Genomic DNA, 26,557 nt, shown 5'->3' on the forward strand with positions numbered 1-26,557 from the left:
GTTACCGCCCAACACGCAGAACGCAATATATTGCATATGGCAGGAGGTCCCATGAGCACCGCCGACACCGCCGACACCGCCGACACCTCGAACCCCCCGAACACCGCGCACAAGCGACGTCTCCGGATACCGATCGGAGTCCAGTCGATCATCGCCGTAGGGCTCGGAGCCCTCATCGGAACCCTCGCCCCGTCGGCGGGCGAGCAGATGAAGATCCTGGGGGAGGTGTTCCTGAACCTGGTGCAGGTCGTCGTCCTGCCCCTGGTCTTCCCCCTCATCGTGCTGGGCATCGCCCGCATGGAGTCGGTCAAGAAGGTCGGCCGGATCGCCGGCAAGGCCATCCTCTACTTCGAGCTCGTCACCACCGTCATCCTGCTGATCGCGGTGGGCCTGGCCAAGCTCACGGACATCGGCAAGGGCGCCCCCGTCCACACCGGCAACGCCCAGGACGTGGCAGGCCTGGAGCAGGGCATCGACTTCCACGAACTGCTCCTGCACGCCGTACCGAAGAACATCTTCGCGGCGTTCAGCGAGGGCAACCTGCTCGGCGCGATCGTCTTCGCCCTGCTCGTGGGCGTCGCGATGGCCGCGATCGGGGAGAAGTCCGACCCCTTCGCCTCACTGCTGGACTCCGTCGCCGCGGTGATGTTCAAGGTCGTCGGCTACGTCATCCGCATCGCGCCGCTGGGCGTGCTCGGCTTCATCTCCTACGACGTCGCCCACTACGGCTTCGGCAACCTGCGCAGCCTGATCGGCTTCATCGCCGTGGTCTACGCGGGCCTGGCCATCGTCATCGGCGTGCTCTTCCCCCTCATCGCCGCGATCTACCGCATCCGCTACGTCGACCTGCTGAAGTCGATCGCCGGGCTGGCCGGGATCGCCTTCGTCACCCGCAGCTCCGAGTCGGTGCTGGCCCCGCTGATGGGCAAGCTCGAAGCGTTCGGCGTCAGCCGGTCGACGACCTCCTTCGTGGTCCCCCTCGGCTACTCCTTCAACACCGACGGCTCCGTCCTCTACCAGGCCGCCGCCCTGGTCTTCCTCGCCAACGCCTACGGCACGGACACCTCACTGCCCGCCCTGCTCCTCATGGTCGGCGTGCTGGTGATCCTCTCCAAGGGCATGGCCGGCGTCGCCTCCGCCTCCATCGTCGTCCTCATCGCCGCCGGCAACTCCATCGGCCTGCCCGCCGAAGGCGTCGCCCTGCTCCTCGGCGTGGACTTCATCGTCGACATGGCCCGCACCGGCGTGAACGTCATCGGCAACTCACTCGCCGCCGCCGTCGTCGACAGCTCCGAGAAGCGCCGCGAAGCCAAACGTGCCGGCCTGGACAGCCGCGAAGCCCCCTGTCCCTCGCCGCCCGCTCACGAGACCAGGGCACTGCAGAAGGACACGGCACCGTGAGAACTCCTACTGCCTCCACTGGCTCCACTGCCTCCACTGCCTCCACTGCCTCCACTGCCTCCACTGCCTCCACTGGCTCCACCGCCCCCGTGCCCCCCAGCGCCACCACCGAGATCATCGGGATCCTGGGCGGCATGGGCCCGGCAGCCACCGCCGACTTCTACGCCAAGCTGGTGGCGACGACCCCGGGCAGCAGCGACCAGGACCACCTCAGGGCGGTCATCTGGTCCGACCCCACCATTCCCGACCGCACCGAGGCCCTGCTCGGCGACGGCCCCGACCCCACCCCCTGGCTCCTCGACGGCAGCCGCGTCCTGCGTGAGGCCGGCGCCACGGTCATCGCGATCCCGTGCAACACCGCGCACGCCTTCGTCCCGCGCATCGCCCACCACGTCGGCCTGCCCATCGTCCACATGATCGGCGAAGTCGCCCGGCATCTCACCACGCTGAGCCCCCGCGTCCACACCGCCGGACTGCTCGCCACCAGCGGCACCGTCCGAGCCGGCCTGTACCAGGAGTGGCTGGACCGCGCCGGGATCCGCCTCGTACTGCCCGATGCCGAAGCTCAGGACCGCGAGGTCATGGCCGCCATCCGCGCGGTGAAAGCGGGCGCCCGCGACGACCCGACGACCGCGCTCCTGGCCCGCGCCGCACAACGCCTGACCGCACAAGGCGCGCAGGCGGTGATCGCCGGCTGCACCGAAATCCCCCTCGGCCTCCCCGCCGACGCCGTGGACGTCCCCCTGATCGACCCTGCCCTGATCCTGGCCCAGGCCCTGGTCCGCCGGGCCAGAGGAACCGAGGGTGCAGCCGACTGAGACGAGGCGACCAGGACGAGGCGACCAGGACGAGGCGATCCGGGCGAGGCGATGAAGAGGAGGCGATCAAGATGAGGCGATCAAGATGAGGCGATCAAGATGAGGAGAGAGCGATGTACTGTACGCAATATGTCACTCGACAGCCCTGTCTCCCGCCGCCTCCTCAGTGACGAGGTCTTCGACCGCCTGCGCGACTCCATCGTGCGCGGCGAACTCGTACCCGGCGAGAAGGTCAAGGACGGTGAGCTGGCCGAGCGGCTCGGGCTCAGCCGAACCCCGGTGCGTGAGGCGCTCGCCCGGCTGGCCGACATCGGCCTGGTCGAGGCCAAGCCGGGCGTCTACACCCGCATCACCACCCTCAACCGCCGCGACGTCGAAAAGACCCTCGCCGTCCTGCACTCCCTCGACCAGCTCGCCATCGAAACAGCCGTTCCGGTCATGACCGAGCAGGACCTCCAGCGCATGCGCGAGGCCAACCGTGACTTCGAACGGGCCGTCGCCGCCAACGACACCACCGCCGCGCTCGCCGCCGACGACCGCTTCCACGCCGTCCCCATCACGGCCGCGGACAACCCCGTACTCAGCCGGATCGTCGAGCAGCTCCACCCGCAGATCCACCGCATCCTCTACCGCAAGTTCTCCACCCTGCTCGGCGGCCGCAACACCATCGAACACCACGACCGACTTGTCGACGTCTGCGCCGGCGGCGATGCCCGCGCCGCCGCCGAACTCTCCGGACAGCACTGGTCCGCACTCGGCGGACACATCAACCAGCTCTTCGACACCAACCAGTTCGCCGAGTGAGCGACCAGCCGGAAGCAGGCGCAGACCAACCGGAACCCGACATCCCTCAGGCGCGCCAGCGCGACTGAGCGGCGCGCCGCGCCAACGAGTCGAAGACCACCGCGGCGAACAGCACCCCACCGGTGATCATGAACTGGACCGGGGGTTCGACCCCCAACAGCGCCATGCCCGAGGCGATCGACTGGATGATGAGCACCCCCACCAGCGCGGACCAGGTCGAGCCACGTCCACCGAACAGGCTGGTACCACCGATGATGGCGGCGGCGATGGCGCTGATCAGCAGCATGCCGGAGCCCGGCACCTGGCTCGCCGAGGTGAGCCGCGAGGCCACGAACAGCCCGCCGACCGCGGCCAGGGTCCCCGACACCATGAACACCGAGATCCGTACGCGCGCCACATCGACACCGGCCCGCCGCGCCGCCTCCTCACCGCCACCCAGGGCGAGGACCTGCCGGCCGTAGGGCGTGCGGCGCAGGCAGAGGTCCGAGACCACGACGACCCCGAGGAAGATCAGCAGCGCCAGCGGCAGGCCCTCGAACCGGCCCAGCATGTAGACGGTGGCGAACGCGACCACGGCCAGGAGGACCGTACGCGCCCAGATCTCCCCCACCGGCCGGTACGGCATCCCGGCGACGCTGCGGCGCCTGCGGTCGTGGAAGGAGACGAGGAGGTACGCGGCCGTGCCGAGCGCCGCCAGGCCGTAGGTGACGACGGCGGAGTCGAAGTAGCGGCTGGTCAGCTTGGCGACCAGCCCGTCCTCGCTGAAGTTGATCGAGCTCTCCGTGCCCAGCAGGTAGAGCATCAGGCCGTTCCAGGCCAGCAGGCCCGCGAGGGTGACGACGAACGCGGGTACGCCGATCTTGGCGAAGGAGAACCCCTGGACGGCCCCGGCGGCCGCACCGGAGAGCACCGCGATGATCACGGCGAGCCATTCCGGCATCCCGAGGTTCACGTTCAGCGCCGCGAACAGCGCGCCCGACAGGCCGGCCAGCGAGCCCACCGACAGGTCGATCTCGCCGATGAGCAGCACAAAGACGATGCCGACGGCGATCATGCCGGTCCCCACGATGTCCACGCTGAGGACGGACAGGTTGCGCGGCGAGAGGAAGTTGTCGTTCAAGCTCTGGAAGACCATCCAGGTCACACCGAGAGCGAGCAGGGCCGGGGCCGGCCCGAGCTGTCCTTCATGCAGCCTGCGGCGCACGGCGCCGGCGTACGTCCTGAGATGCCCGGCGTACGAGGTGTTCCTGAGACGTCCGTCGCGGGGTCGGTCACGGAGTCGGTGGCGGAGTCGGCCGGCGGCGGGCGCCGCACCGACAGCGTGCGCCCGGGTCCGCCTCCCTCTCACGGCCATACCTCCTCCGGGCGGGTCGGGCGGTGGCCGACGGCGTTGTCCGACGCGCCGGTGATGGAGGAGATGATCTGTTCCTGGGAGGTGGTGTTCACGTCGAAGAGGCCGTTGTTGCGCCCGAGGCGCAGGACGGCGACCTTGTCCGCGACGGCCTTGATGTCACCCATGTTGTGGCTGATGAGGAGCACCCCGAGGCCCCGGTCGCGCAGTTCCTCTATGAGGTCGAGCAGCTGACTGGTCTGCTCCAGGCCCAGGGAGGTGGTGGGTTCGTCGAGCAGGAGCAGCCTGGGCGAGCCGAGGAACGCACGGGTGATCGCGACGATCTGCCGCTGGCCGCCGGACAGGTTGGCGAGCGGCACACGCACGCCGGGGATGCGCATGGACAGGGTGTGCAGCACCTCGCGGGTGCGCCGCTCCATCTCCACCTCGTCGAGGATGCCGAACCGGTGGATCTCCCGGCCGAGGAAGAGATTGCCGACCACGTCGAGGTTGCCGCACATCGCGAGGTCCTGGTAGACGGTCGAGATCCCCAGGACCTGGGCGTCCTGGGGACGCTTGATCTGGACGGCACTGCCCTGCCACTCGATGACGCCCCTGTCGGCGGGACCCACCCCCGAGATCACCTTGACCAGGGTGGACTTCCCGGCGGCGTTGTCGCCCATCAGGGCGACCACCTCTCCGGCCCTGATCTCCAGCTCGACGTCCACCAGCGCCTGGACGGCAGCGAATCGCTTGGAGATACCGCGCAACGCCAGCAGGGGCTGAACCGGCACGGTCCCACCTCCTTCGCCTTCGGGCAACGGCCTCGGATCTTCGATCTACGATCTTCGATCTTCAAGAAAGGGTCATCGGGTGAGTCCGGCCTTGTCGCAGGCGGACCGGAGATTCGGTGTGCAGATCTGACCGACGGTGTACAGACCGTCCTTGACCAGGGTGTCCTTGATGTTGTCGACGGTCACCGAGACCGAGGGCAGCAGAACCGCCGGGATGTCCTTCGCGGTGGCGCTGTCGACGGTGCCGGTGGCTATGGAGGCGACCGACTTGCCGCGCCCCAGGGCGACGGCCATCTCGACGGCGGCGTCGGCCGCGGGCTTGTAGGGCTTGTAGACGGTCATGTACTGGTCGCCCCTGATGATGCGACGGACGGCCGCGAGGTCGGCGTCCTGGCCGGTGATCGGGGGCAGCGGCCTGACCTCGGCGGCGTTGAGGGCGGAGACCACGGCGCCGGCGAGGCTGTCATTGGCAGCCAGAACGCCGTCGATGTTGCCCGCGCCCAGGGCGGCGATGGCTCCGGCCATGTTGACGAAGGCGTTCTCCGGCCGCCAGCCGACGGTGTCGTACGACTTGCCGATCTCCACCTTGCCCTTGAGCACGGAGAGCGATCCCTGCTTGAACCAGCCGGCATTGGGATCGATCGTGGCGCCGTTCATCATGACGATCTGGCTGCCGGGCACCTTCGTCCCCATGGCCTTCAGCAGCGCCTCGCCCTGAAGCCTGCCGACCGTCGCGCCGTCGAAGGTGACGTAACCGGAGATCGGTCCTTCAGCGAGTCGGTCGTAGGCGACGACCGGGATACCGGCCCGGTCCGCGGCCTCGACCGACGGGCGCAGCGCCTCGGCGTCTATGGCGGCGATGATCAGGACATCCACATCCCTGGTGATCATGGCGTCGACCTGCTGCCGCTGCACCGCCGGATCAGGCGTGGCAGCGACGCTCGCCGCCGGGCATTCCGGGCACAGCTCCTTCAGCTTCTTCTCGATCAGGGGCCTGTCGAACTGCCCGAACCGCGAGGCCCCACCCCCCGGAAGCAGCACCCCGACGCTAAGACTGCCGTCACCACCTCCACCGCCCCCATCACCCCCACCGCAGGCCCCGCACAGCGCCAGACCCGCCGCCACCACGATCGCCACAGACACCCGCCCGAGGGACCGACGCTTCCCGACCGCCAGGCCGTCACCGAGACCCATCTTCGGTTCCTTAGCACTTCGACCGATTTTGCCCCGTAGTGGGAGCTTAGTCCCAACCCCGCCCACCCTGCCGCCGCCCCCGTCGGGCCGGGCTCCTCCGCACGCGGGCGCCCAAGGAGTTCAGGAGGGCGGCTCCGCGTTCGGCGTCGTCCACACTCACGGCGAATTCCTTGCCCTTCGCGGAACGGATGACGAGGCACTCTCCGCTGCGCAGCATCACCGTGGTCCCCCGCCCGCCGAGACGGTAGCCCCAACCGCCGACCTGGGCGGGCGTGCGGTTCTCCGCGCGTGCCGACTCGATGTCCTCGGCGGCCCAGTGCCGTGTCGGCCGGCCGAACGGGCCGAAGGCGACATCCAGCCCCTGCTCGCTGACCCGTGCACGCACCGAGGAGCAGCCGAGGACCAGAACGGACGCGAGGGCGAACGGCGCGGCCGCCAGTAGGAACGGAAGGTCCGTCAGGCCCGCGAGCGCCGCCACAACGACGGCGATCGCCACCAGCCCGGTCACGCCGGCGAGCCCCTGCAGCCAGGAGTTCGACGTGCGGGCGAGCCATACGACCCGTTGCCCGGCGGGAATGTCCAGGGCCGGGCCGTTCGCCGCCGGCCGGGGATCGGTCGGTGCCCGCAGCGCGGCCGCCAGCCCGGCCGCGCCCACCGCGGCCGCCACGACGAGCGTGCCCACGACCCAGCTCGTCACCGATCCCGCCTCGTGCCAGTCCGTACGGTCCAGATTCGCCCGTACGACCGCTGCCTGTCCGCCGAGCAGCGTCACACCGCCGAACCCGAGACCTGCGGCGGCCCACCCCGGCATCGCCCCACCGCCCCCTGCCCGGCGCACCGTCAGCATGACGACGACCGCCAGCGCACCCCAGATCAACGCAGGGAGGAGGGCCGCGGCCCACAGCGGCATGGAGCCGTCGGGCCTGCCCGAGCCCGCCTCCCAGTGGGTCGCCAGCCGTCCCGGCAGCCGGCGACTCGCGGCCAACGGCAGCGCCACCAACACGGCCAGAACGCCGACACCCCAGCCGACGGCGCCCCATCCCGCTCCGCTCCCGCGCCCCTGGTCGTTCACGAGATCCCCCCGATGATGTCGATGAGGTCGTCCTTGCTGTAGCCGAGGTGCGCCGCCTCAGTCACCAAGTCGCGCACACGGTCGAGCAGCACGGAGCGCCGGTCCGCCCCCTCGGCCACCGTCACCCCCCGCCCTCGCCGGAACTCCAGCACCCCCTCGTCCCGCAGCGCCCGAAGACCCCGCAGAACCGTGTTCACGTTCACGTCCAGCGCCCGGGAAAGCTCCCGGGCCGGCGGAAGCCGATCCCCCGGCCCGCACTCGCCCTCCGCGACGGCCCGCCGGATAGCGCCGGCCACCTGCTCGTGCAGGGGGCGACTGTCTGCCGTGTTCAGTCTCAACAGCATGGTGCTAATGAAAATAGCACCAACCGCTTGAAGTGAGGAGCGGTCCAGCCGCGCAGCCGACGCCATGCGGTCACCCGGAGCAGCCCACGGCGGGATTTGAACCCACGGCCTCGTCGTCCCGAAGCAACCTGGTCAGGCGCTCAACCTGAGGTTTCCTCAGATCGGACGACCCTGAAAACACGCGAGGTGCATTGCCGCGGCCGTCATCTGCTGTCGCTACCTTGCCGACTGATCAACGGGCGCAAATTCGTTCCCTTCGTCGGGCAGGGCAGGCAAGGGGGCGGGGCCGGTAGCCAGGGTCGTGCCGCGGGCGAGGTCGGGCAGGACGGTGGCCAGGCCGACCAGCGCCAAGACAGCGCCGAGCCAGAGCGGAGCGCGCAGGCCCCAGGTGTCGATCACCACGGCGCCGACGGAGGAGCCGAGGATGATGCCGAGGGTGATGAAGGAGGAGTGCACGGTGTTGACCAGGGGGCCTGCGTTGCCGGTGCGCTGGACGCGGGTCACCATGGCCGGGTTCATGGTGACGCCGACCAGGCCGATGCCCATCATGCAGATGACGGCCGGGGCGGGCAGGTCGGCGAGGAGGGCGAAGCCGGTCAGGAACAGCGTGCTGAGGACGAGGCCGACAGCGAGGACCGGGACGGTGTGCTTGTCGGCGAAGCGGCCGACGACGTTGTTGCCGATGACGGTGGCGGCGCCGTAGGCGATGAGAAGCAGGGGGACGGTGCCGGTGGAGAAGCCGGTGACGTCGGTGAGGATGGGGTTGAAGTAGCTGAAGGCGGAGAAGGTGGCGCCAATGATCAGTGTGCTGCTGGACAGCACCAGCCACATCTTGGGCTTCCTGAAGACGCCGGCCTCCTGGCGGATGCCGCCGCCCTCCAGGCGTTCGATGCGGGGCACGCCGAACAGGGTGGTCCCGGCCGCGATCACGGTGATCAGGGTGATGGTCCAGAACGCGGCACGCCAGCCGAAACGCTCGCCGACCAGCGTGGAGATGGGCAGGCCGAGCAGGGTGCCGAGCATGAGGCCGTTCATCGCGACGGCGATGGCGCGGCCACGGATCTCGGGGCGGGTGATCTGGGCGCACATGGAGATGCCCACGCCGAAGAACGCCTGGGAGGCGATGCCGGTGGTGATCCGCGCGGCCATCATCGTGCCGTAGCCGGTCGCGGTGGCGGCCAGTACGTTGCCGGCGAGGAAGATGGCGAACAGCACCATCAGCGCCGTACGCGGGGGGAACTTCATCAGGGCCACGGTCAGAAACGGGCCGCCGACAGCCATGGCCACCGCGAAGGCGGTGATGAGGTAGCCGATCTGAGGGATGGTCGAGTCCAGTCCTTCGGCCATCTGCGGCATCAGCCCGGCGACCACGAACTCGCTGGTCACCATGGCGAAGATGCCGAGTGCTAAGACGTATACGGCACGAGGCACGGGTCGGTCTCCTTCACGGTCAGTTATGTATTGATCGATCCAAAACCTGGGTATGCGTGAATACGGCTCCTGGCGGCGTACGCCGTCAGCCGGTGAGTGCGTCCATGGTGATTTCGGCGATCGACTCCAGTGCGGCCCGGTCGGCACCGCCCTGGCTGGAGATGCGCATGCCGCCGATCGCAGCGTTGACGAAGCGGGCAAGCGCTCCGGCGTCACGGGGGGAGGTGATGCTGCCGTCCCGCTGGCCCACCTCGATTACCGCACGCAGCGCCGTCAGCCGGCGCCGTGTGTCGCGGTCCAGCATTTCCGCTGCCCGCGGGTCCCGGGCGATCAGCTCGACCGTCGTGTTCACGGTCAGGCAGCCGAGTCCGCGTCCGCCCGTTCGGTGTTCCGTCTTTGTCTCGCCGTCGACAACCATGGCGAACAGGGTGCGCAGCCGGTCAGCGGCGCTGTGTCGGGTGTCCTCCAGGACGGCCAGCTGTGCGGTCGTCATGGAGTCGATGTAGCGGGCCAGCACGCGCTCGAAGAGGTCGTGCTTGCTCTTGAACGTGTTGTAGATGCTGCTGCGTCCCAGTCCTGTGGCGTCACACAGGTCCTGTGTGGAGGTGGCCTCGTAGCCCTTCCTCCAGAACGTGCGCATCGCCGCATCCAGGGCACCTTCCTCGTCGAACGTCCTCGGTCGGGCCACGGCGCGACCTTAGCTGTTTTGGATCGTTCGTTGCAATACCTCCTTGGCGGCGCGGTAGTTCACGCAGACAGACCTGTAGCAACGCCAGAGGGCCCTTACCTACCCGGTAAGGGCCCTCTGGTATTGCTACTTAGCTGTCGGGGTGGCGGGATTTGAACCCACGACCTCTTCGTCCCGAACTCTCGGCTGGGAGGTCATTGAGGTCTTGCCAGCTGGTCAATCGGCCGCAGGTGACTCTTGAGGTTTAGCTGGGGGCGTTGAGGTTGCTGTACTTCTCTGCTGTACAGCTTCGGCAGCTCGGCGGGCGACGGCAAGGTTGTTGCGGGCGGTGAGGGTGTGAGGTGGGCCTTGGCAGCCTCAGCGATCGGTCCGCCGTCGGCGGCCTGGATGACGCCGTGCGGTTGGTGGTTGCTCACCCGCTCCTCATTGGCGGGCCATGTGCATGCGCATCTCGCTCTCGGCGTCGAGGATGAGATCGCCGGACAGGTCGACGGTGACGCTGTGGAGGGTGCCGGTGAATTGGAACGGCGCCTGGTAGTCGGGGGTGACGGCAGAACCGGGGTTGGCACCGCAGGCCATGCCGCCCGGATTGAAGGTGATCGGCGTGGTGACCGGCATGTCGTTCTGTCCGACGAGCCGGCCGTCGATGTAGAGCTGGGCGCGGCCGGGTGCGCCCTTGCCGTGGGCGATGTCCGGGGCGCCGGTGGGCTCGAACTCGAAACGCAGCGCGTGCCGCCCCTCGGGCAGGCTCTCGCTGGAGACCACGTGGTGCAGGGTCCGCTGGACGTAGTTGTGGGCGTAGTGCAGGTGGCCGTCCTTGACGTAGAGGGACCAGCCGCCGGCGTTGGTGCCCTGGCAGAGCAGGACGCCCTGCGCGCCGCCGGGCGGGATCTCGACGTCGGCGGTGACGCTGTGCGGGCGGTTGAGGACTCGGGGCGCGACCGCGGCGGGCACGGCCTGGGTACCGGAACGGAAGGTGTAGCTGGTGCGGTTCTCGGTGATCTGAGGGCGCTCGGTCATGATGCGCTGAAGGACGCTGCCGTCGATCGGCATCACGTTGTACTTGCCCGCCTCCACGTACCACAGCGCGATCATCTCGATAAGTTTGCTGCGGTGCTCCTGGGCGAGATTCTTGGTCTCGGCGATGTCCTCGTCGACGTGGTAGAGCTCCCAGTGGTGGGCGTCGAGGTCGTCGAGGTCCGCCATCGTGATCGGAGTGCCGAACGGCCGCTCGGCCTCCTCGAATGAGGGGCCGGGCCAGGGGCACACCGCCCGCCACCCGTCGTGGTCGATCGCCCGGTGTCCGAGCATCTCGTAGTACTGGGTGCGGTGGCGGCTCGCTGCGCTGGCGTCGTCGAAGGTGTGCGCGAAACCGACCCCGTGCAGGGGCGACTGGGTGACACCCCGAATGGTCGCGGGCGCCTCGATGCCGAGCACGTCCAGGACGGTGGGGACCATGTCGATGATGTGCGCGAACTGGTCGCGGATCTCGCCGCGGGCCCGGATCCCGTCGGGCCAGTGGACGAGGAACGGGTCGCTGACGCCACCGCGGTAGGTCTCCCGCTTCCACCGGCGGAACGGCGTGTTGCCCGCCCACGTCCATCCCCACGGGTAGTGGTTGAACGTGGCCGGGCCACCGAGCTCGTCGATCCGTGCCAGGCTCTTTTCCAGCGTCTCGGGCGCGTTGTTGAAGAACTGCACCTCGTTCGTGGTGCCGGTCACCCCGCCCTCGGCGCTCGCCCCGTTGTCGGAGACGACCATGATCAGCGTGTTGTCGAACTCGCCGGTCTCCTTCAGGAAGTCCACCAGCCGCCCGAGGTGGTGGTCGGTGTGGGAGAGGAACCCTGCGTAGACCTCCATGAACCGCGCGGCAAGCCTCCTCGCCTCCCGCGACAGCGACTCCCACGCGGGCACGTCCGGATCGCGCGGGGACAGCTGCGCGTCCGCGGGCACCACTCCGAGCTGCTTCTGCCGGGCGAAGGTCTGCTCACGGTAGGCGTCCCATCCGTCGTCGAACCGCCCCCGGTAGCGGTTGGCCCACTCCTTCGGCACATGGTGCGGGGCATGCGTCGCACCGGGGCACAGGTTCAGGAAGAACGGCTTGTCCGGGGCGACCTGCTTGGCGTCGGCGATGAACGACATCGCCCGCTCGACGAGGTCCTCCGTCAGGTGGTAGCCCTCCTCCGGCGTAGCCGGCGGCTCGACCTGGTGGTTGTCGTACACGAGGTCCGGATACCACTGGCTCGTGTCGCCGCCCAGGAACCCGTAGAACCGCTCGAAGCCCCGCCCCAGCGGCCACCGGGCGTACGGGCCCGCCGCCGACTCCTGCTCCGAGGGCATCAGGTGCCACTTGCCGACCATGTACGTGTTGTAGCCGTGCTCCAGCAGCATCTCCGACAGGAACCCGTTCTCGAACGGGATCTGCCCGTCGTAGCCCGGATAGCCGGTGGCCAGTTCCGTGATCGCCGCCATGCCGTTGGCGTGGTGATTGCGGCCCGTGATGATGCAGGAGCGCGACGGCGAGCACAGCGCGGTGGTGTGCATGTTGCTGTACAGCAGCCCGCCCCCGGCAAGCGCGTCCAGATTCGGCGTCTCGATCGGGCTGCCGTAGCAGCCCAGCTGTCCGAACCCGGTGTCGTCGAACACGATGAACAGCACGTTCGGAGCACCTGCCACCGCCCGCACCGGCTGCGGCCACGCCGGATTCGACTCCTCGGTCGTCCGACCGATAACTCCTGGGAACCGCTGCCCCGGCCTGTACTCACTCAACGACGACTGGGTCATCTGTCTCCGTCCACACCAGGAACACAAGCGCCGGTGACGTTTGTGCGGCCCGCTACGACGACAGATCCTGTCGCCGACACGGGATCCCGATCGGATGACCGATGGGAGAAAGCCCTGTGATCGGTCATCCAATCGGCGCGCGATTCGCCGGCCGTCGGCCGGGATGGAGCCGCCGAACACTTCCAAGCTAGGCCGCTTGCATCACCACGGCGACCGGGGGCCGTTGTCTCCCGTTCGCCACGAGCGGGCGCAGACCCCGTGAGGTCGGTGGAGTCTCAATGGCCGAGTCGAGACCCTCCTGCCGACCCGGCCCCTCGATGCGAACCGCAGGCACGAAGGTCGCTGAGGTCTCCCGACCTAGTCAGGAGGAGGGTAGTAGCTCGGGACGGTTGCGTGCGGTCGTCGCGGTTGCTGTACTTCCTCGACGGTGCGCCCTGGGGACTGCTGCAGGGTTGGGTGACACCTGACCTGGCTTGCTGAGAAGCGGCCTGGAAGGATGTTGCAGTGCCCAAGCCGTATCCGAAGGAGTTCCGCGAGGACGTCGTGCGGGTCGCGCGCAACCGCGAGCACGCTAGTCCTGAAACTTGTGGCGCCCGAGCGTGAGACGCTCGGGCGCCGGGGGCGACGTCATGGGGTCCTGGGGTATGAGGGCAATCCCTTAGACGCATGGCGTGGTGTAGAAGCGGTCCCCTGATGGCTGTTGCGGCCTGTGATCACTGAGGGTGCCAAGCTGTGCGTGGACCTTTGCTGACGACCAGGCAGCGCAGCTTGATCGTATTCGTTTGGCCCCCTGTTTGGCCCCCACGCACGGCAGAGGGCCTGGTGCAACTTGCACACCAGGCCCTCTGACCAGCGTCGGGGTGGCGGGATTTGAACCCACGACCTCTTCGTCCCGAATAGGGTCAGGGTGAGATCCAGACCTGACCTGTGGAGTGTTTCTGCAGGTCAGCGCCTTGGTATCGATAAGTCTGGCAAGGCGTCTGGGAGGCAACGGGAGAAGATCTTCTCGCAGATTTCTCCCAGCGTCAGGGCGCGTGGGCAGGGCGGTTAGGCCGAAGGACGACCCCGGTGGCTTCCCTCTGGAAGTGGGTAGCGGTACGCGGTGGCAATAAGCTCTTCCCGCCTTGGCCTCCACGCAGTCCACGTCCGCCAACGTCCGCCGTGGCAGCGGAGATCGTCGTCGAGTTCGATCTGATCTATCACTATGAGGCAGGTAGATATGCCTTCAGCGTGGCGTACCTCTCCCTCGGTCAGGTCGATAGCCTCGCGGGTGGTTGTGCTGCCCTTCACCTCTATGTGAGTCTCACTCTCGTCCTTGCGCACGGTGATGTCCCACGGCGAGTGATCACCCACGTCCTCAGCTTCATAGCCCAGTGAACCGTAGTGGCCGAGTACGAGATCCATGGCGTACCGTTCGACAGCCTGTCGCCGTTTGGCGTCGTGCTGGCGACCGTAACCGGAAGACCTCACCAGCTTGGTCGACGACGAGGGCGACAGGTCGGGTGCTTCCGCCTCGTGGGGCTCGGAGATCGCAGTCTGGCGTAGCTCCAGAAGCTCAGGGAGCTCTTCCACCAGTGCTCGCGGCAGCTTGGTCAGGTATCCCTGTGCGGCTCGGAGTGGCCGGGTAGCCGACAAGGCGAAGGGGAAGTAGAGAGGCCCCTCGACTGCTTCTGCCAGGTGATCTCGCAGAGTTCGGATGGTCGGCTCGATCTCACGCAGGCGTGCCTGCGTGACTGGATGCTTCAATCGCCGATACCCGCCTAGGAGCGCCTCCCAAGCTGACTCTGGGCCCGATGTACTCCGCTGCCGGCCGTAGGTGCCTCGGCTCTGCCACGTGATCGTGGAGGCGAAAGCCTCACCCCGAACGTGGGAGTACCCCACTACTCCGGGGCCGTGGTTCTTGTCCCAATGCAGAACGAGGTCACCGGGCCGTACCTCGCGGACGAGTGCGTAGGACCAGTACTCCTCGCCCCGGTCATTGACTTGGGGTGCGAGCAGGTTGGTGCCGATGTCCTCGCGGTTCGTAATCTCCACCCAGAAGCGTTCGTTCGGGTCGTGTCGCCACCACCTGTTGACGGGCATGGTCCCCCCTGACTAGCAGCCTTTGTCTTCCGCCGATCTTGTCAGGGCCGTTTGGATCAGTGGGCGCATTTGAGGGCACCACCTAAGGGCCGTCCCGTAAATAATCTCTGGCCGGGTGTGGACATGGCCAGTGACCGATCTGGCCGCGCGCCTACCCGGCGAGGTTGAGGTTGTGCAGGCGGGCGATGCCGAGCATGGGCGTGGTGGACGCCATCGCCCTTGAGACGGCAGTCGCGGAGTACCTTCCAGGTCTTCATGCGGGCGAAGACATGCTCGACGCGGGCTCGGACTTGCTTGTGGGAGCGGTTGTGCTCTTGCTTCCAATCGCATAGTTCACCGCCGACGGGGCGTCGATGGGGGATCACAAGGCCGGTGCCCGGGTAGCCGCCATCGGCGATTGTTGTCGTCTTCCCGACGGCCGCCTTGGCTCCGGACTCGGCCCATGCTTTGCAGTCGTTGCGGTTGCCCGGGACCGGCCGTCCGACCGCGACGACCAGGCGGGTGTCAGCGTCGACGACGACCTGGTGGTTGGTGGAGTATCGGTAGTTCTTGGACTGTTCGGCCACCGTGTGGTCGCGGGTGGGAACCAGGGTGCCGTCCACGATGAGCACCGTGCCCTCGCGGAAACGCTGTCGCTGCTTGAGCGCGAGCAGTGGGCCGGTGCGGGCGACGATCCGATCAGCTGCGGACTTCGAAACGCCGAACAGCGGGGCGAGCTGCCGCAGCGTCAGGTTGGTGCGCCAGTAAGCAGCAACGAGCAACACCCGGTCCTCCAGCGGCAGCGACCATGGGCGCCCTGGCCGCAGCACTTCGGCTCCCTCGCGGCGCAGCAGCGTGAGCAGCTTGCGGAAAGCGCGCGGGTTCAGCCCGGTGAACGGGACTATCCAAGACGGCTCCGACGCCGTGATCACTGCCGTCACATCAAGATCGTCCCACTACCCCAGAGCCCGGACTTACAAAGATCCCTACGTGTCGGAATTTCACTGGGCGGTCTCGTCATCGGCCGGTACCGTGCGACGCAGAACCAAGGGGGATGAGCCGGTGCGCCCAGTGCTGTTGGTGGATGTGGACGGACCGCTGAATCCGTATGCCGCGAAGCCGCACCGCCGGCCCGAGGGCTATGAGACGCACCGCCTACTGACGCCTCGCTGGGAGGCCACCGAGCGACGTCGGCTGACTGAGTGGGGACTGCCGAACAAGCCCGTGAAGCCGCTGCGGGTGTGGCTTAACCCGGATCACGGCCCGGCGCTGAATGCCCTTCCCTGCGACCTGGTGTGGGCGACCACGTGGGAGGAAGAAGCCAACGCTTTCATCGCGCCAGTCCTGGGATTGCCGGAGCTGCCCTTCATTCCCTGGCCCTCCCCGCGGGCTCAGCCCGGCGGCGGTGTGTTCTGGAAGACGCCTGAGATCGTCGCGTGGGCGAAAGGCCGGGCGTTCGCTTGGATCGACGACGAGATCACAGAGGCCGATCACGCCTGGGTGAAGGAACACCACGACGGTCCCGCCCTACTGCACCGGATCGACCCCCGATGCGGCCTTGCCATCGACGACTTCGCCGCGCTGACGGCATGGGCGACCGGCCTGGACTGACTTCACCGCCGGTCGACAACCGCCCCCGACGCCGTTCCGCACGAACATTGCGGGACAGCCCTTAGTGAGCCTGAGCCTGGCGTGGGCGCCAACGCCAGGAGACAGGCCGTGCGGCGGGCGCCACACCAGGCGCCGTGCGCAGTGCAGCAGCCCGATGGCAGCGACCTCTTCGTCCCGAACGCGATTGAAGCTTCTGTGACCTGCCTTCTGGTGTCACTGGCCTGCATGCCTGGCGTCAGCACCGTCCACTACTGTCCAGAAGAGTCTTGGTTTGGCCTACTCGTTTGGCCCCCGTTTGGCCCCCTTGCTAGGGCGGCTCTGGCCTGTAGTGCGGGGCACGCCCCTGAGTTCGACTGCTGGGTGCCCGCCCCCACAGAGCGTCCCTCGACTGGCTCCACTCGACAGGCGCGAAAGACGCTGGCAAACAAGGATGGTTCCTGTGTTCAGGTCTGACCGAGGAGGCGTCGGTGAATCTACTTCAAGAACTTTCTCACGAAATACTGAAGCAGGTATTCGATGAGGCTGGCGATGGCGACGTTAACCTGGGGCACCTAATTAACTGTGAGTTGGTGCACGGGCTTCCGGATGAATTTTTGAGCAGCCCGATCGGGGTCAACTCTTTCCTGCTCTGCGAGAGTGAGAAGAATTGGTATTCGACGTTGAATGTGATTCCAGAAGTGTCCGATGAGGAAAGTTCATCCATCGTTACGTGGACCGTAGGCGTCCCTTATTGCGAAGGTCTAATTCTTTTGATGCCCGACGGTCCGTGGGAGGGCGATTCGCTGCAACTTTCAGTCGCTTCGGTGAGCTATGGGGCCGCCTAATTCTCCTCGGTGAAAGGTACAAGGCGGGGCTGAAGGTGAGGCATGCCACCGTGTCTCTAGATATTCACTGCCCATCGGTTCCATGTGGCCACAAGGTGAACGGTCGCACATGTCAGGATTGGTGCAGCGAATGTAGATGCGTTAAAAAGCCGCGCAAGCATGGATTTGTCAATACGGCTTGCTGGTGTCCCGGGCATCATGACCAGTAGCGCAACGAACTTGAACTTTTTGCGGGAGTACCTATGGTTTGCGCCGTCTCCTACGCCGACCTTCCTACCTAGCGTTGTCGTTAACCAGGAGTCCAATTCCTGGTTAACTGTTGCCCAGATCTGCACTGTTGGCGTGATTGGGATCGTCGGAATTGTGATTTCTGTAGTCCAGGTGCAGAACAGTCGCTTCGCTCCGAAAATTCTTGCCGTTGTCGAGCCTCATCCCACGGACCGGAACAAGCTAGAACGGATCGCCATCAGGATCGCGAACAAAGGTGGCGCGTCTGGCATGATCCGGTTTATTGAAGTCATTGATGGACCCAATGACGTTGTTCGCGAGGTCGTCTACGTAGGGTGGCTGCATGGTGACCCCTTTCCCTTCTATCTGATTGGAAGGGCGTCCGCTGAGATTATTTTGGAACCGAGGGAGGGGGTGATCCTATTGCGGTACGACAAAATTAAGATTGGGTACGGGCTGGATAAAGAGAAGTACGTGAAGGTGAAGTCTGAAGTGTCGGAGATCTCGGAATCTTGTATGCTCCCGCCAGATTCGTCTCCAGTTTCTCCCCCCGGTGGAGCTGGAAACAATTAGTCGAAACTATTTAGCGCGGCCTGAATCCTGGCTTTTGCTCGGCGAGTGTCCGAAGTCGGCCAAGATACTCCTGAGCTGCTGGCTCGGAGCTGTATCGGCGCCGCATTTCGGCAGCAAGTTCGCGGCTGGTCATGATCAGGGACGGCACCGACTGACGGTCCCCTTCGAGAGCCCGCTCTCCCATGATGAGTGCCTGCTCCAAGTCGCCCTCTCGCGCTGCCGCGACTCCGAGAGTGACGCGCGCTTCCGCGTTACGCCTCGGCGAGCGCTCGGTGCCGTCGAAGTCCGTTCCCGCCCTCAGCACCTCGTCGGCGAGGGTGCGCGCAAGCTTGTCTTCGCCGACGAGGCGGTAGCAGTCCATCGCGTAGAAGGTCGAACTTGGCGAGGTCCCGAACGCGATTGCGCCCGTGGTGACCTTGATTCAGGACACCCGACCTGCTCGTTCGGCTCCGGCACTGTCCATTACGGTTCGGGACCGTTTCGGTGGGCTCGCCGCGTTTGGCCCCCCATGTCGGGTGGCTGACTGCTGTATCTGCGCTGGTCAGATGAGGGGCTGGGGGGAGACTGGGGAGGGCCGGGGCCTGGTTCGGTCGGGCCCCGGCCGGTCGTGCTCCTAGACCGCGATGAACAACTGGGGAAGCTGGGTAAGTTCGACGACGGTGGCCCGGTATTGCTCGGTCGGGAGCATCGCGAGGAGCTTGGCTGTGATCTGGTCGACGGGTTCGGCGGGAGAGATCCCAAGCATGGTCAAGGCCATCTCGAAGGCGCGCCGGTCCTCGTTGGGAACGGTGCCCTCGAACCGCTTCCACTCCCTTCGCAGGCGATCGGGCACGGCACCCTCGAAGTCCATGCCGTCGTGTCGGAACCGTCCCTTGGTGAACATGCGCCATCCACCGGGGGTCTTCTCGCTCAGGTGCAGGCTGTCGCCGGCTTCGGGCTGGGCGTGCGGGCGGTGGATGGTCCCGTAGATGATGCGGGCCTGCACGTACAGGTCGGCTATGGGGTGCGAGTGCCGGCCGACGCCGGGCATCTGCACGGCTGACCGCCGGAGTTCGTCCCCGTACTGCCAGACGACGTGCAGGTGTGCGGGGGCGTCTGCGCACTTGTCCGGGTGGTAGTTGACGATGCCCCACGGCTCGCCGAGGAGGTTGCCGTCGTCTTTGATCAGCGGGGTTTCCTGGAGTTGGCGGAACACGGCCAGGGTGACCTGCTTCTTGCCGATGGTCAGGGCCTGTACCTGGATGGTTGCGGTGGTGATCGTCGCGTTCTGCGGTGTGAGGTGGTTGCCTGTCACTGCTTTCCCCCGTTAGTGCGGGCGCCTTCGAGCCGGTGCTGGTGGTATTCGCCGTCGGCATCGTCGGTGAATGCGTTGGTGGCGTTGTGCGTGAGCTGCTTGAGGAAGTCGCCGATGTCGTCCCACAGGTCCATCCATCCGTCGCTGGCCGGGTAGCCGGCGTGAAGCATGGCCTCGACCTTGCGTCCGCATTCGCCTTTGTGGGCGACGTACAAGGGGGATTGGCTGTGGAGCCGACTGCTGCCGTCTCCGATGGTGGTAGCCCAGGTGACGATGCCTGCGCCGACGACCTGTTGGCGGCATGCGTCGCAGATGAAGGCCGGGCAGTTCATGGCTTCCGGGGGCCCGGATCGGGCGACGTATTCGATCACGCTCTCTCCTGGTCGTTTCGGGTGGGTCTGTGCTGTGACGTTACGACCGACGGCGCTTGTACGTCCGGGAGTTGGATCAGCACGACACGAGGGGACTGGCGGGCGACGGCGAAGAAGCAGAGACCGCGCGTAAGCCGTAGGGCGCCCCTATGCGTTGCTCGGGGACGGTCCGCCTTTGCTTCGTGACGGCTTGCTCCCGAACGCGATCAGGGCCCACGTAACCTTGCTTTTTGGGCCACTGACCTGCGCGTTCGTCTCTGGCTCAGTCCATTACCGTCTGGGACGGTACTTACGGGGTCGCACCGTTTGGCCCCCTGTTTGGCCCCCAGCAATGGGCTCGCGGTGACGGGCTACTCTTCGGAATCGGGGTCTCTCTCGGGGATGTCGTCGTACAGCGTGATCCTCCATGAGAGTTCGTGACTGCCGTCGTCGCCGGCAGGGTGGTACTCGCTGGAGATGTCGATGCCGAGTCCAAGCTCCGCCGCAGACTCCAAAGCACGCTTGACGTCGTCCAGCGTGTTCGTCCACATAAGCTTGATCGGGTTCGGCTGAACCTCGTCTGCCATGCACCCCTCCACGCCTTGAAGCTATCTGTCTCCCTAGCCTCGATCCTGCCAACCTGGCTGCCCCTAGTAGGGCTTGGTCAGGTTCGTTTGTCGGTGGCGTGTCCGGTTGAGGAGCTGTGTCGTTGACCGGGCATGACGCCTGAGGAGTTGGATGAAGTCCGGTGCCGTTTGGAGGACTTCGCGGCGGATGTGTTCGAGCCGTTCGCGCGGGCGGATCAGCGTCGGTGGGGCGGGGTGTATCTGCGGGGTCTGCTGCTGGACGGGCAGCGCAAATCGGTGGAGCCGATGGCCGCCCGGCTGGGTGAGGACGGCAACCGGCAGGCCCTGGCCCACTTCATCACCACCAGCCCGTGGGATCCGGTGCATGTGCGGGCCCGCCTCGCGTGGAAGATGGCCCCGGCGATCAACCCGACCGCGCTGATCATTGATGACACGGGCTTCCTCAAGGACGGCGACGCCTCGGCGTGCGTGTCGCGGCAGTACACCGGCACCGCCGGCAAGGTCACCAACTGCCAGGCGGGCGTGTCCTTGCATCTGGCCTCCGACATCGCCTCGGCAGCGGTCGACTGGCGCCTGTTCTTGCCCAGGAGCTGGGATCCCGCCTCGCCGCAGGCCGATCCCGCCAAGGTGGCCCGCCGCGAGCGGTGCGGCATTCCGCCGGACGTGGGCCATGTCGAGAAGTGGCAGCTGGCCCTGGACATGATCGACGAGACCCGGTCCTGGGGCGTCGATGTCCCCCTGGCAGTGGCCGACGGCGGCTACGGAGACACCGCAGCCTTCCGGCTCGGCCTTCAGACACGCGGCCTGCACTACGTGGTGGGCAGTTCGACCACCGTCACGGCCCACCCGCACGACGCGAGACCGCACACCCCGCCCCACAGCGGCCGCGGGCGCCCGCCCCAGCCGGCTTATCCAGAAGCGCCGAGAAGCGTGAAGGAGCTGGTCATCGCTGCGGGGAAGCGGGAGGCCCGGCCGGTGCAATGGCGGGAGGGTTCCCGCCCAGGCAGCGGCCGCAGCGGGTTCAAACGCATGTACTCGCGGTTCGTGGCGCTGCGGATCCGGCCTGCGGGACGCGAGATCCGCAAGGCCGTCGAGGGGGCGGAGCTGCCCGCGTGCTGGCTGCTGGCGGAGTGGCCCGCCACCGAGCCGGAGCCGGTGCAGTTCTGGCTGTCCAACCTGCCCGACGACACCCCGCTCACCACGCTGGTGCGGCTGGCCAAGCTGCGCTGGCGGATCGAGCACGACTACCGCGAGATGAAACAGGCCCTGGGCCTGGCCCACTTCGAGGGCCGCACCTGGAACGGGTGGCACCATCATGTCACCCTCGTCTCCGCCGCCCACGCCTTCTGCACGCTCCAGCGACTGGCCCGGACCCCAAAAGAGACGGCGCCGGCCTGAGCCTCTACCAGGTCGTCCGCGAGATGCAGTTACTCCTCGCGGTCTGGACCGGCGCCTGCCCCACCTGTCACCGCGACATACCCGCGGCGATACCAACCTGACCAAGCCCTACTAGTCCGTGCGCATTGGTCACCACGCCGCCGGCTCCGGCGGAAGACGACGTGCTCCACTACGACTCGATGGTGCAGCGCATGGCGCACGAGTACGACACGCGGTTCTCGATGATCTGAGCTCGCGCTTCTTTCCGTGATCATCCCAGGCGGGCGCGCCGGGGAAGTACCGTGCGAAGATGGCGATGCCCCCTCCCCGGCGCAAACGGGGAGGGGGCACCTGTCTATGGACCGGGTGTAATACCTACACGGTGGTCTGGTTGGGCACGAGGCCACGGACCTGCTGGCCAGCGACAGAGGTCGGGTCGCTGAGGGCGTCGTACACCTTGTGTCCCGAGTCGCGGGCGCCGCCGGCCCAGGAGACGACGCCCTTGCTGTTGACCTTGGCAGCGATGCCGCCCCAGTAGGCCGCCTCACGCTTCCACTGCACGTTCTTCAGCAGGCCATCGACCGTCTGCCCGGCGGGGAACGGTTCCTTGGTCCACGAGGTCTCACGGTGCATGACCGCCCCAAGCCCGGCCAGGACCGCGGGCGCGACGATGGCGGTCTTGGTGTTGAACAGGTCGGCGTTGGCACGCATGAACTCGGCCAGGAGTTCGACCGTCTCCCGCTTCACCGTCTGGGGGTCGGGCTCCCCGGGGATGTCCGTGGGTTCCACGTCGCCGGACGCCGCGTGGATGCCCGTCTTGCCGAGGATGGTCGTCACGACCAGAGTTCGCAGGCCGGAGAGCGTAAACCACTCGGGGGCGCTGGGGCTGACCTGACGCTTGCCCGTGAGGATGAGCTTTGAGAGGGGGGTCTCCACGCCATCCAGGGTGACGGTGGTGGAGTCGACGAGCGTCTGCGTGACGGAGGTGCCGAAGTCGCGCATGTCCATGGACATGGCGAGCGACTTGTCCACGGGGGCGCCCTTGAGGTTGCGGTCGTGGAAGATCTGCCGGGCCGCCAGGGGGCTGATGCCGTGATAGACCTCGAAGGCGATCACCGCACCGTCGAAATCGAAGTCAAGAAGGTCGAACGCACCGGGGTTCTTTTTGATGCGGTGCATGGCGGTGATCTGAGTCTCGCCGTCGATGGTGATCAGGCCATCTCGGATGGGGAAAAAGGCGCTGCCGTCCTCCTGGATGTCCAGCGGCCGAGGGCACCAGAGGGTGATCGGGGGGATCGACCAGGAGTGGCCGAGGTCGCCCCTAAGGCCAGCGGCGATGTAGTCGGCGTAGCTGCCGATGTTCTTGGCCTTGGGGCTCGCGGCGGTGCCGATCATCCGCTGAACCATGGCCCGGAGCTTGGCGTATTCGTCGGGTTCGTGGCCCGCCTTGGCGTCCTTGGCGGCGTCCTGCTCCACCTTCACCGGGTCATTGACCATGTACAGCAGGTTCTCGATGTCAAGCGTCCCGATGGCGAGCGTCTCGCGCACCACGGTGAGCTTGAGAGGGAAGCCCGTGGTGACGGGCTTCAGGGTGCTGGGCATGAAGGTCCTTCCTTTTGGGCGCCGGATACGCCGCAATGAGCCGTTACCGTAGACGACGGAGCGTCAACTTTCAACCGCGGTTGCAGTTTTGATGGTCATTCACGCACCGCAGATGCGTTTAAACGGAGTTGAGGAGAGAGGGGGAAGTTCTTATGGCACCTGCGGCGGAGCTCGTGGTGCGATGTCCTCGACCGCGGAATCTTGTAGTCCGCCTCCATGGGCAGCTGCATCTGTGCGCATGCTGCGAGTAACCGGCCGCGGACACCGTTCAGTGGACTTGGCCGCCTGTGGGGCACTCGCTTGTGGAGGGCTCGGGTATGCCTTCGGCCGAGATGTCGCCGGTCGTGGCGAGCTCCGGTGAAGGGGGCGGCGTGAGCGCGCGTCTCCCCTTCGCCGCCTGCAAGTCATCCGGTGAGGCTTGATTGAAGGTCGCGCTCGCCGACATCTGCTCCGGCGGGCCGGCGTTGATGGTTTCGGATCGCCATGTGTCCAGCGGCATGACTGCCGCGTTAGCGACAAGGTGAGGGGGTTCCTAGCGCTGGAGTGAGCGAGGTCCTCTGGGAGCAGAAATCCGAGATTTTCTCCCAGATTTCTCCCAAGGGGCCCTGGAGACCACTCAGGGGCCCGATCCGCGATGCGGATCAGGCCCCTGACCTGGTACTTCACTGTCGGGGTGGCGGGATTTGAACCCACGACCTCTTCGTCCCGAACGAAGCGCGCTGCCAAGCTGCGCTACACCCCGATGTCGCTGCTGTCGCGGCGACGACGTTTACTTTAGCCCACTGGTGGCTGGAGACGAAATCCGGTTTTGGGGCGGTGGTGGCGGGTCAGGTTGGGGCGGGTGTGGTCGAGGGCGACGAGGAGGAGGGCGAGGGCGTAGAAGGAGAGGCCGAGGAGAAGGGCGTTGGCGAGGACGCTCTTGTAGCCGTGGAGGTCGACGTCGAGGAAGGGGTAGAGGTAGCGGCCCGGGGTGTGGGGGAGGAGGAGCAGGTCGCCGCGGACGAGGGTGAAGATCAGGTAGGCCAGGGGGTAGAGGAGCCAGGTCGCGGCCTGGCGGAGGTGCAGGCGGCCGGGGGCGGTGAGGAGCAGCCAGTCCAGGACGGCGGCTGCGGGGACCGCGGTGTGGAGGATGTGGCCGGCCAGCGCCTGCCAGACCGTGTGGGAGGCGGGCGCGCCCGTGAGGGAGTACGGGGGCGTCGTGTCCGCGAGGAGCAGGTGGTAGACCAGGGCTGTGATCACGGCGTAGAGCAGCGCCGCGCCGGTCAGGGCGGACGGCAGGGGGTGGCGGGCCGTCCAGGCGCGGCGGGCCGCGAGGGTGAGGACCAGGGCCAGCAGGATGCTGCTCTGGATCGTGAAGTGGCTCAGGACCAGGAGTGGGCTGCCGATGGCGAGGTCGATCGTCACCGCCGCTGCTGCCAGCGCGGCGGTCAGGAGGCGGAACAGGGCCGTCAGGGGGTGGCGCACGGGGGTCACCACGGCCGAGGCGGGGACGCGTGAGGGCAGCAGCGCGGACGTGCCCGGAATGGCGGGGAGATCCGGGATGTCCCTGGGTATCGGGGAGGTCATGCCCTCACGCTAGGCACCACCGGCAAAAGGGGCGATTAGGGTGATCCGGGTGGGTGACCTGGGTGGGTCCCGGGTGGGTGATCCAGCCTCGCCAGGATCAACACCCCATCGCTCAGTCCCGTCCCACCAACGTCAGCAACGTCGCCTCCGGCGGGCAGGCGAACCGTACCGGTGTGTAGCGGTTCGTGCCGCAGCCCGCCGAGACGTGGAGGTGGGCCGTACGGCCTTCCGCCGTGTGTGTGGACAGGCCCTTCACCCGGTCGGTGTCCAGGTCGCAGTTGGTGACCAGGGCGCCGTAGAAGGGGATGCAGAGCTGTCCGCCGTGCGTGTGGCCGGCGAGGATCAGGGGGTAGTCGTCCGCGGTGAAGGCGTCGAGTGTGCGCAGGTAGGGGGCGTGCACCACGCCCATCGAGAAGTCCGCCGCGTCGGACGGGCCGCCGGCCACCCGCTCGTAGCGGTCGCGCTTGATGTGCGGGTCGTCCAGGCCCGTCAGCTCCACGGCCACCCCGTCGACCTTCAGCGTCCCGCGGGTGTTCGTCAGGTTGAGCCAGCCCGCCGCGTCGAAGCCGTCGCGGAGGTCCTCCCACGGGTTGTGGATCACCCCGACGGCGGGCGCGTTGCCGTTCAGGCCGTGGCGGCCCTGCACCTTCTCCAGCAGGTAGCGGGCCGGGTTGCGAGGCTTGGGGCCGTAGTAGTCGTTGGAGCCGAAGACGTAGGCGCCGGGGAAGTCCATGAGCGGGCCCAGTGCGTCCAGGACCTCGGGCACGCCCTCGGGGTCGGACAGGTTGTCGCCCGTGTTGATCACGAAGTCGGGGCGCAGGCCCGCCAGCGAGCGCAGCCAGCGCTGCTTCTTGCGCTGGCCGCCGACCATGTGGATGTCGGAGACCTGGAGCACGCGCAGCGGGCGCATCCCCGCGGGCAGGACGGGCACCGTCACCCGTCGCAGGCGGAAGGAGCGGGCCTCGAAGCCCGCCGCGTACACCACACCGGCGGCACCAGCCGCCGCGATTCCCAGAGGTACTCCGTATCGCGCGCGCATACGACCATCGTGTCAGACACCGAGCCGTGCCCGTGCCCGTGCCCGTCCCCTGCCCGTCCCCTTGCCGGTGCCCGACCGTCCTCGAACTGCCCTCCCTGCGGCTCCCCTTAAAACGCTCCCCACGACGCTCCCCGAATATGACGGGCGTTCCGACGGCCGCACCTGCGACAATCGAGCCATGACCACGCTCAAGTCGAAGCTGCAGGAAGACCTCAACGCCGCGATCAAGGAGCGCGACGAGCTCCGCTCCTCGACGCTCCGGCTGACGCTCACCGCGATCACCAAGGAGGAGGTCGCGGGCAAGGAGAAGCGCGAGCTCTCCGACGACGAGGTCCTCAAGGTGATCACCAAGGAGGCGAAGAAGCGTCGCGAGGCCGCGGACGCGTTCGCGCAGGGTGGTCGTGCGGAGTCGGCCGAGCGGGAGAAGGCGGAGGGCGAGTTGCTCGCCGCGTACCTGCCCAAGCAGCTCAGCGACGAGGAGCTGAACGACATCGTCGCCCAGGCCGTCGCGGAGGCGAAGGCGGCCGGGGCGGAGGGGCCGCGGGCCATGGGCGCGGTCATGAAGATCGTGAACCCGAAGGTGGCCGGCCTGGCCGAGGGCGGCCGCGTCGCCGCCGTGGTCAAGAAGCTCCTGGCCGGCTGACCGACCGGCGCACCCGCTCATACAGCGGACGGCCCCTTCCTCTCGGTACGGAACGGAGAGGAAGGGGCCGGTTTCGTCCTCAGGCTCAGGCCGTGGGGCTCAGGCTCAGGCCGCGGGGCTCAGGCCGCGGGGCTCAGGCCGT

General features: G+C 67.2%; 24 protein-coding genes, 1 tRNA gene and 1 pseudogene. 8 read left to right on the forward strand and 18 right to left on the reverse strand.

Annotated elements, in window-relative coordinates; translation table 11 throughout:
• The first annotated feature begins 51 nt into the window (after positions 1-51).
• The 3 genes from ACFYWX_RS04825 (at position 52) to ACFYWX_RS04835 (ending at position 3,023) form a co-directional block, all read left to right on the forward strand.
• Complete coding sequence (locus ACFYWX_RS04825; protein ID WP_389422511.1) at positions 52-1,401, forward strand: dicarboxylate/amino acid:cation symporter; 1,350 nt, start codon at positions 52-54, stop codon at positions 1,399-1,401.
• An 89-nt stretch (positions 1,402-1,490) separates the two neighbouring features.
• The gene (locus ACFYWX_RS04830; protein WP_389422512.1) at positions 1,491-2,219 is read left to right on the forward strand and encodes an aspartate/glutamate racemase family protein; all 729 of its coding nucleotides are present in this window, start codon (positions 1,491-1,493) and stop codon (positions 2,217-2,219) included.
• A gap of 129 nt (positions 2,220-2,348) precedes the next feature.
• A complete protein-coding gene (locus tag ACFYWX_RS04835) occupies positions 2,349-3,023 on the forward strand; it encodes a GntR family transcriptional regulator (RefSeq protein ID WP_389422513.1) in 675 nt (224 codons plus the stop codon).
• A gap of 46 nt (positions 3,024-3,069) precedes the next feature.
• On the opposite strand, the gene ACFYWX_RS04840 is transcribed toward ACFYWX_RS04835, so the two are convergent.
• The 10 genes and pseudogenes from ACFYWX_RS04840 to ACFYWX_RS04885 all read right to left on the reverse strand — a co-directional run bounded on the left by ACFYWX_RS04840 (position 3,070) and on the right by ACFYWX_RS04885 (position 15,662).
• Complete coding sequence (locus tag ACFYWX_RS04840) at positions 3,070-4,377, reverse strand: sugar ABC transporter permease (RefSeq protein WP_389422514.1); 1,308 nt, start codon at positions 4,375-4,377, stop codon at positions 3,070-3,072.
• Positions 4,368-5,147 (reverse strand): ATP-binding cassette domain-containing protein, encoded by a 780-nt coding sequence (locus ACFYWX_RS04845; protein WP_389422515.1) that lies wholly within the window; start codon positions 5,145-5,147, stop codon positions 4,368-4,370. The genes ACFYWX_RS04840 and ACFYWX_RS04845 overlap by 10 nt, the downstream gene beginning before the upstream one ends.
• A 72-nt stretch (positions 5,148-5,219) precedes the next feature.
• The gene (locus ACFYWX_RS04850; protein WP_389422516.1) at positions 5,220-6,341 is read right to left on the reverse strand and encodes a sugar ABC transporter substrate-binding protein; all 1,122 of its coding nucleotides are present in this window, start codon (positions 6,339-6,341) and stop codon (positions 5,220-5,222) included.
• Positions 6,342-6,387: 46 nt separating this feature from the next.
• Entirely contained in the window at positions 6,388-7,413 is a 1,026-nt protein-coding gene (locus ACFYWX_RS04855; RefSeq protein ID WP_389422517.1) for a DUF1648 domain-containing protein, read from the reverse strand.
• Positions 7,410-7,757 (reverse strand): GntR family transcriptional regulator, encoded by a 348-nt coding sequence (locus ACFYWX_RS04860; protein WP_389422518.1) that lies wholly within the window; start codon positions 7,755-7,757, stop codon positions 7,410-7,412. Before ACFYWX_RS04860 ends, ACFYWX_RS04855 begins: the two co-directional genes overlap by 4 nt.
• Positions 7,758-7,973: 216 nt before the next feature.
• The gene (locus tag ACFYWX_RS04865) at positions 7,974-9,188 is read right to left on the reverse strand and encodes an MFS transporter (protein ID WP_389422519.1); all 1,215 of its coding nucleotides are present in this window, start codon (positions 9,186-9,188) and stop codon (positions 7,974-7,976) included.
• A gap of 85 nt (positions 9,189-9,273) precedes the next feature.
• A complete protein-coding gene (locus ACFYWX_RS04870; protein ID WP_389422520.1) occupies positions 9,274-9,876 on the reverse strand; it encodes a TetR/AcrR family transcriptional regulator in 603 nt (200 codons plus the stop codon).
• A 423-nt stretch (positions 9,877-10,299) separates the two neighbouring features.
• The gene (locus ACFYWX_RS04875) at positions 10,300-12,534 is read right to left on the reverse strand and encodes an arylsulfatase (protein WP_389422521.1); all 2,235 of its coding nucleotides are present in this window, start codon (positions 12,532-12,534) and stop codon (positions 10,300-10,302) included.
• Between the two features lie 1,173 nt (positions 12,535-13,707).
• Positions 13,708-14,742, reverse strand: a complete 1,035-nt coding sequence (locus tag ACFYWX_RS04880) for a DUF3883 domain-containing protein (RefSeq protein ID WP_389422522.1) — start codon at positions 14,740-14,742, stop codon at positions 13,708-13,710.
• Positions 14,743-14,893: 151 nt separating this feature from the next.
• Positions 14,894-15,662 (reverse strand): annotated as a pseudogene (locus ACFYWX_RS04885) (transposase).
• Between the two features lie 130 nt (positions 15,663-15,792).
• On the opposite strand from ACFYWX_RS04885, the gene ACFYWX_RS04890 reads away from it, so the two are divergent.
• The 3 genes from ACFYWX_RS04890 (at position 15,793) to ACFYWX_RS04900 (ending at position 17,957) form a co-directional block, all read left to right on the forward strand.
• Complete coding sequence (locus ACFYWX_RS04890; protein ID WP_389422652.1) at positions 15,793-16,332, forward strand: hypothetical protein; 540 nt, start codon at positions 15,793-15,795, stop codon at positions 16,330-16,332.
• Positions 16,333-16,799: 467 nt separating this feature from the next.
• Positions 16,800-17,156, forward strand: a complete 357-nt coding sequence (locus ACFYWX_RS04895) for a hypothetical protein (protein WP_389422523.1) — start codon at positions 16,800-16,802, stop codon at positions 17,154-17,156.
• A 198-nt stretch (positions 17,157-17,354) separates the two neighbouring features.
• Positions 17,355-17,957, forward strand: coding sequence for a hypothetical protein (locus ACFYWX_RS04900; RefSeq protein WP_389422524.1), 603 nt, complete (start codon positions 17,355-17,357; stop codon positions 17,955-17,957).
• A 10-nt stretch (positions 17,958-17,967) separates the two neighbouring features.
• Here ACFYWX_RS04900 and ACFYWX_RS04905 read toward each other — a convergent pair whose 3' ends face one another.
• The 4 genes from ACFYWX_RS04905 to ACFYWX_RS04920 form a co-directional block, all read right to left on the reverse strand.
• Entirely contained in the window at positions 17,968-18,318 is a 351-nt protein-coding gene (locus tag ACFYWX_RS04905) for a hypothetical protein (protein WP_389422525.1), read from the reverse strand.
• 252 nt (positions 18,319-18,570) lie between these two features.
• The gene (locus ACFYWX_RS04910; RefSeq protein ID WP_389422526.1) at positions 18,571-19,251 is read right to left on the reverse strand and encodes a hypothetical protein; all 681 of its coding nucleotides are present in this window, start codon (positions 19,249-19,251) and stop codon (positions 18,571-18,573) included.
• Positions 19,248-19,622, reverse strand: a complete 375-nt coding sequence (locus ACFYWX_RS04915) for a hypothetical protein (protein ID WP_389422527.1) — start codon at positions 19,620-19,622, stop codon at positions 19,248-19,250. Before ACFYWX_RS04915 ends, ACFYWX_RS04910 begins: the two co-directional genes overlap by 4 nt.
• 350 nt (positions 19,623-19,972) lie before the next feature.
• Positions 19,973-20,188 carry a hypothetical protein gene (locus ACFYWX_RS04920; RefSeq protein WP_389422528.1) on the reverse strand — a complete coding sequence of 72 codons (216 nt, stop codon included), beginning with the start codon at positions 20,186-20,188 and terminating at the stop codon, positions 19,973-19,975.
• A 132-nt stretch (positions 20,189-20,320) separates the two neighbouring features.
• Here ACFYWX_RS04920 and ACFYWX_RS04925 point away from each other — a divergent pair, with 132 nt between their 5' ends.
• Positions 20,321-21,586 (forward strand): IS701 family transposase, encoded by a 1,266-nt coding sequence (locus tag ACFYWX_RS04925; protein ID WP_389422529.1) that lies wholly within the window; start codon positions 20,321-20,323, stop codon positions 21,584-21,586.
• Between the two features lie 354 nt (positions 21,587-21,940).
• On the opposite strand, the gene ACFYWX_RS04930 is transcribed toward ACFYWX_RS04925, so the two are convergent.
• The 4 genes from ACFYWX_RS04930 to ACFYWX_RS04945 form a co-directional block, all read right to left on the reverse strand.
• Positions 21,941-23,167 (reverse strand): DNA sulfur modification protein DndB, encoded by a 1,227-nt coding sequence (locus tag ACFYWX_RS04930; RefSeq protein ID WP_020134522.1) that lies wholly within the window; start codon positions 23,165-23,167, stop codon positions 21,941-21,943.
• A gap of 668 nt (positions 23,168-23,835) precedes the next feature.
• Positions 23,836-23,909, reverse strand: a tRNA-Pro gene (locus tag ACFYWX_RS04935).
• Between the two features lie 32 nt (positions 23,910-23,941).
• Positions 23,942-24,733, reverse strand: coding sequence for a Pr6Pr family membrane protein (locus ACFYWX_RS04940; protein ID WP_389422530.1), 792 nt, complete (start codon positions 24,731-24,733; stop codon positions 23,942-23,944).
• 112 nt (positions 24,734-24,845) lie between these two features.
• Positions 24,846-25,772 (reverse strand): metallophosphoesterase, encoded by a 927-nt coding sequence (locus tag ACFYWX_RS04945; protein WP_389422531.1) that lies wholly within the window; start codon positions 25,770-25,772, stop codon positions 24,846-24,848.
• Between the two features lie 178 nt (positions 25,773-25,950).
• Here ACFYWX_RS04945 and ACFYWX_RS04950 point away from each other — a divergent pair, with 178 nt between their 5' ends.
• Positions 25,951-26,415, forward strand: a complete 465-nt coding sequence (locus ACFYWX_RS04950) for a GatB/YqeY domain-containing protein (RefSeq protein WP_389422532.1) — start codon at positions 25,951-25,953, stop codon at positions 26,413-26,415.
• Positions 26,416-26,557 lie beyond the last annotated feature (142 nt).

Source organism: Streptomyces sp. NPDC002888, assembly GCF_042888465.1.
Classification (GTDB): Bacteria; Actinomycetota; Actinomycetes; order Streptomycetales; family Streptomycetaceae; genus Streptomyces.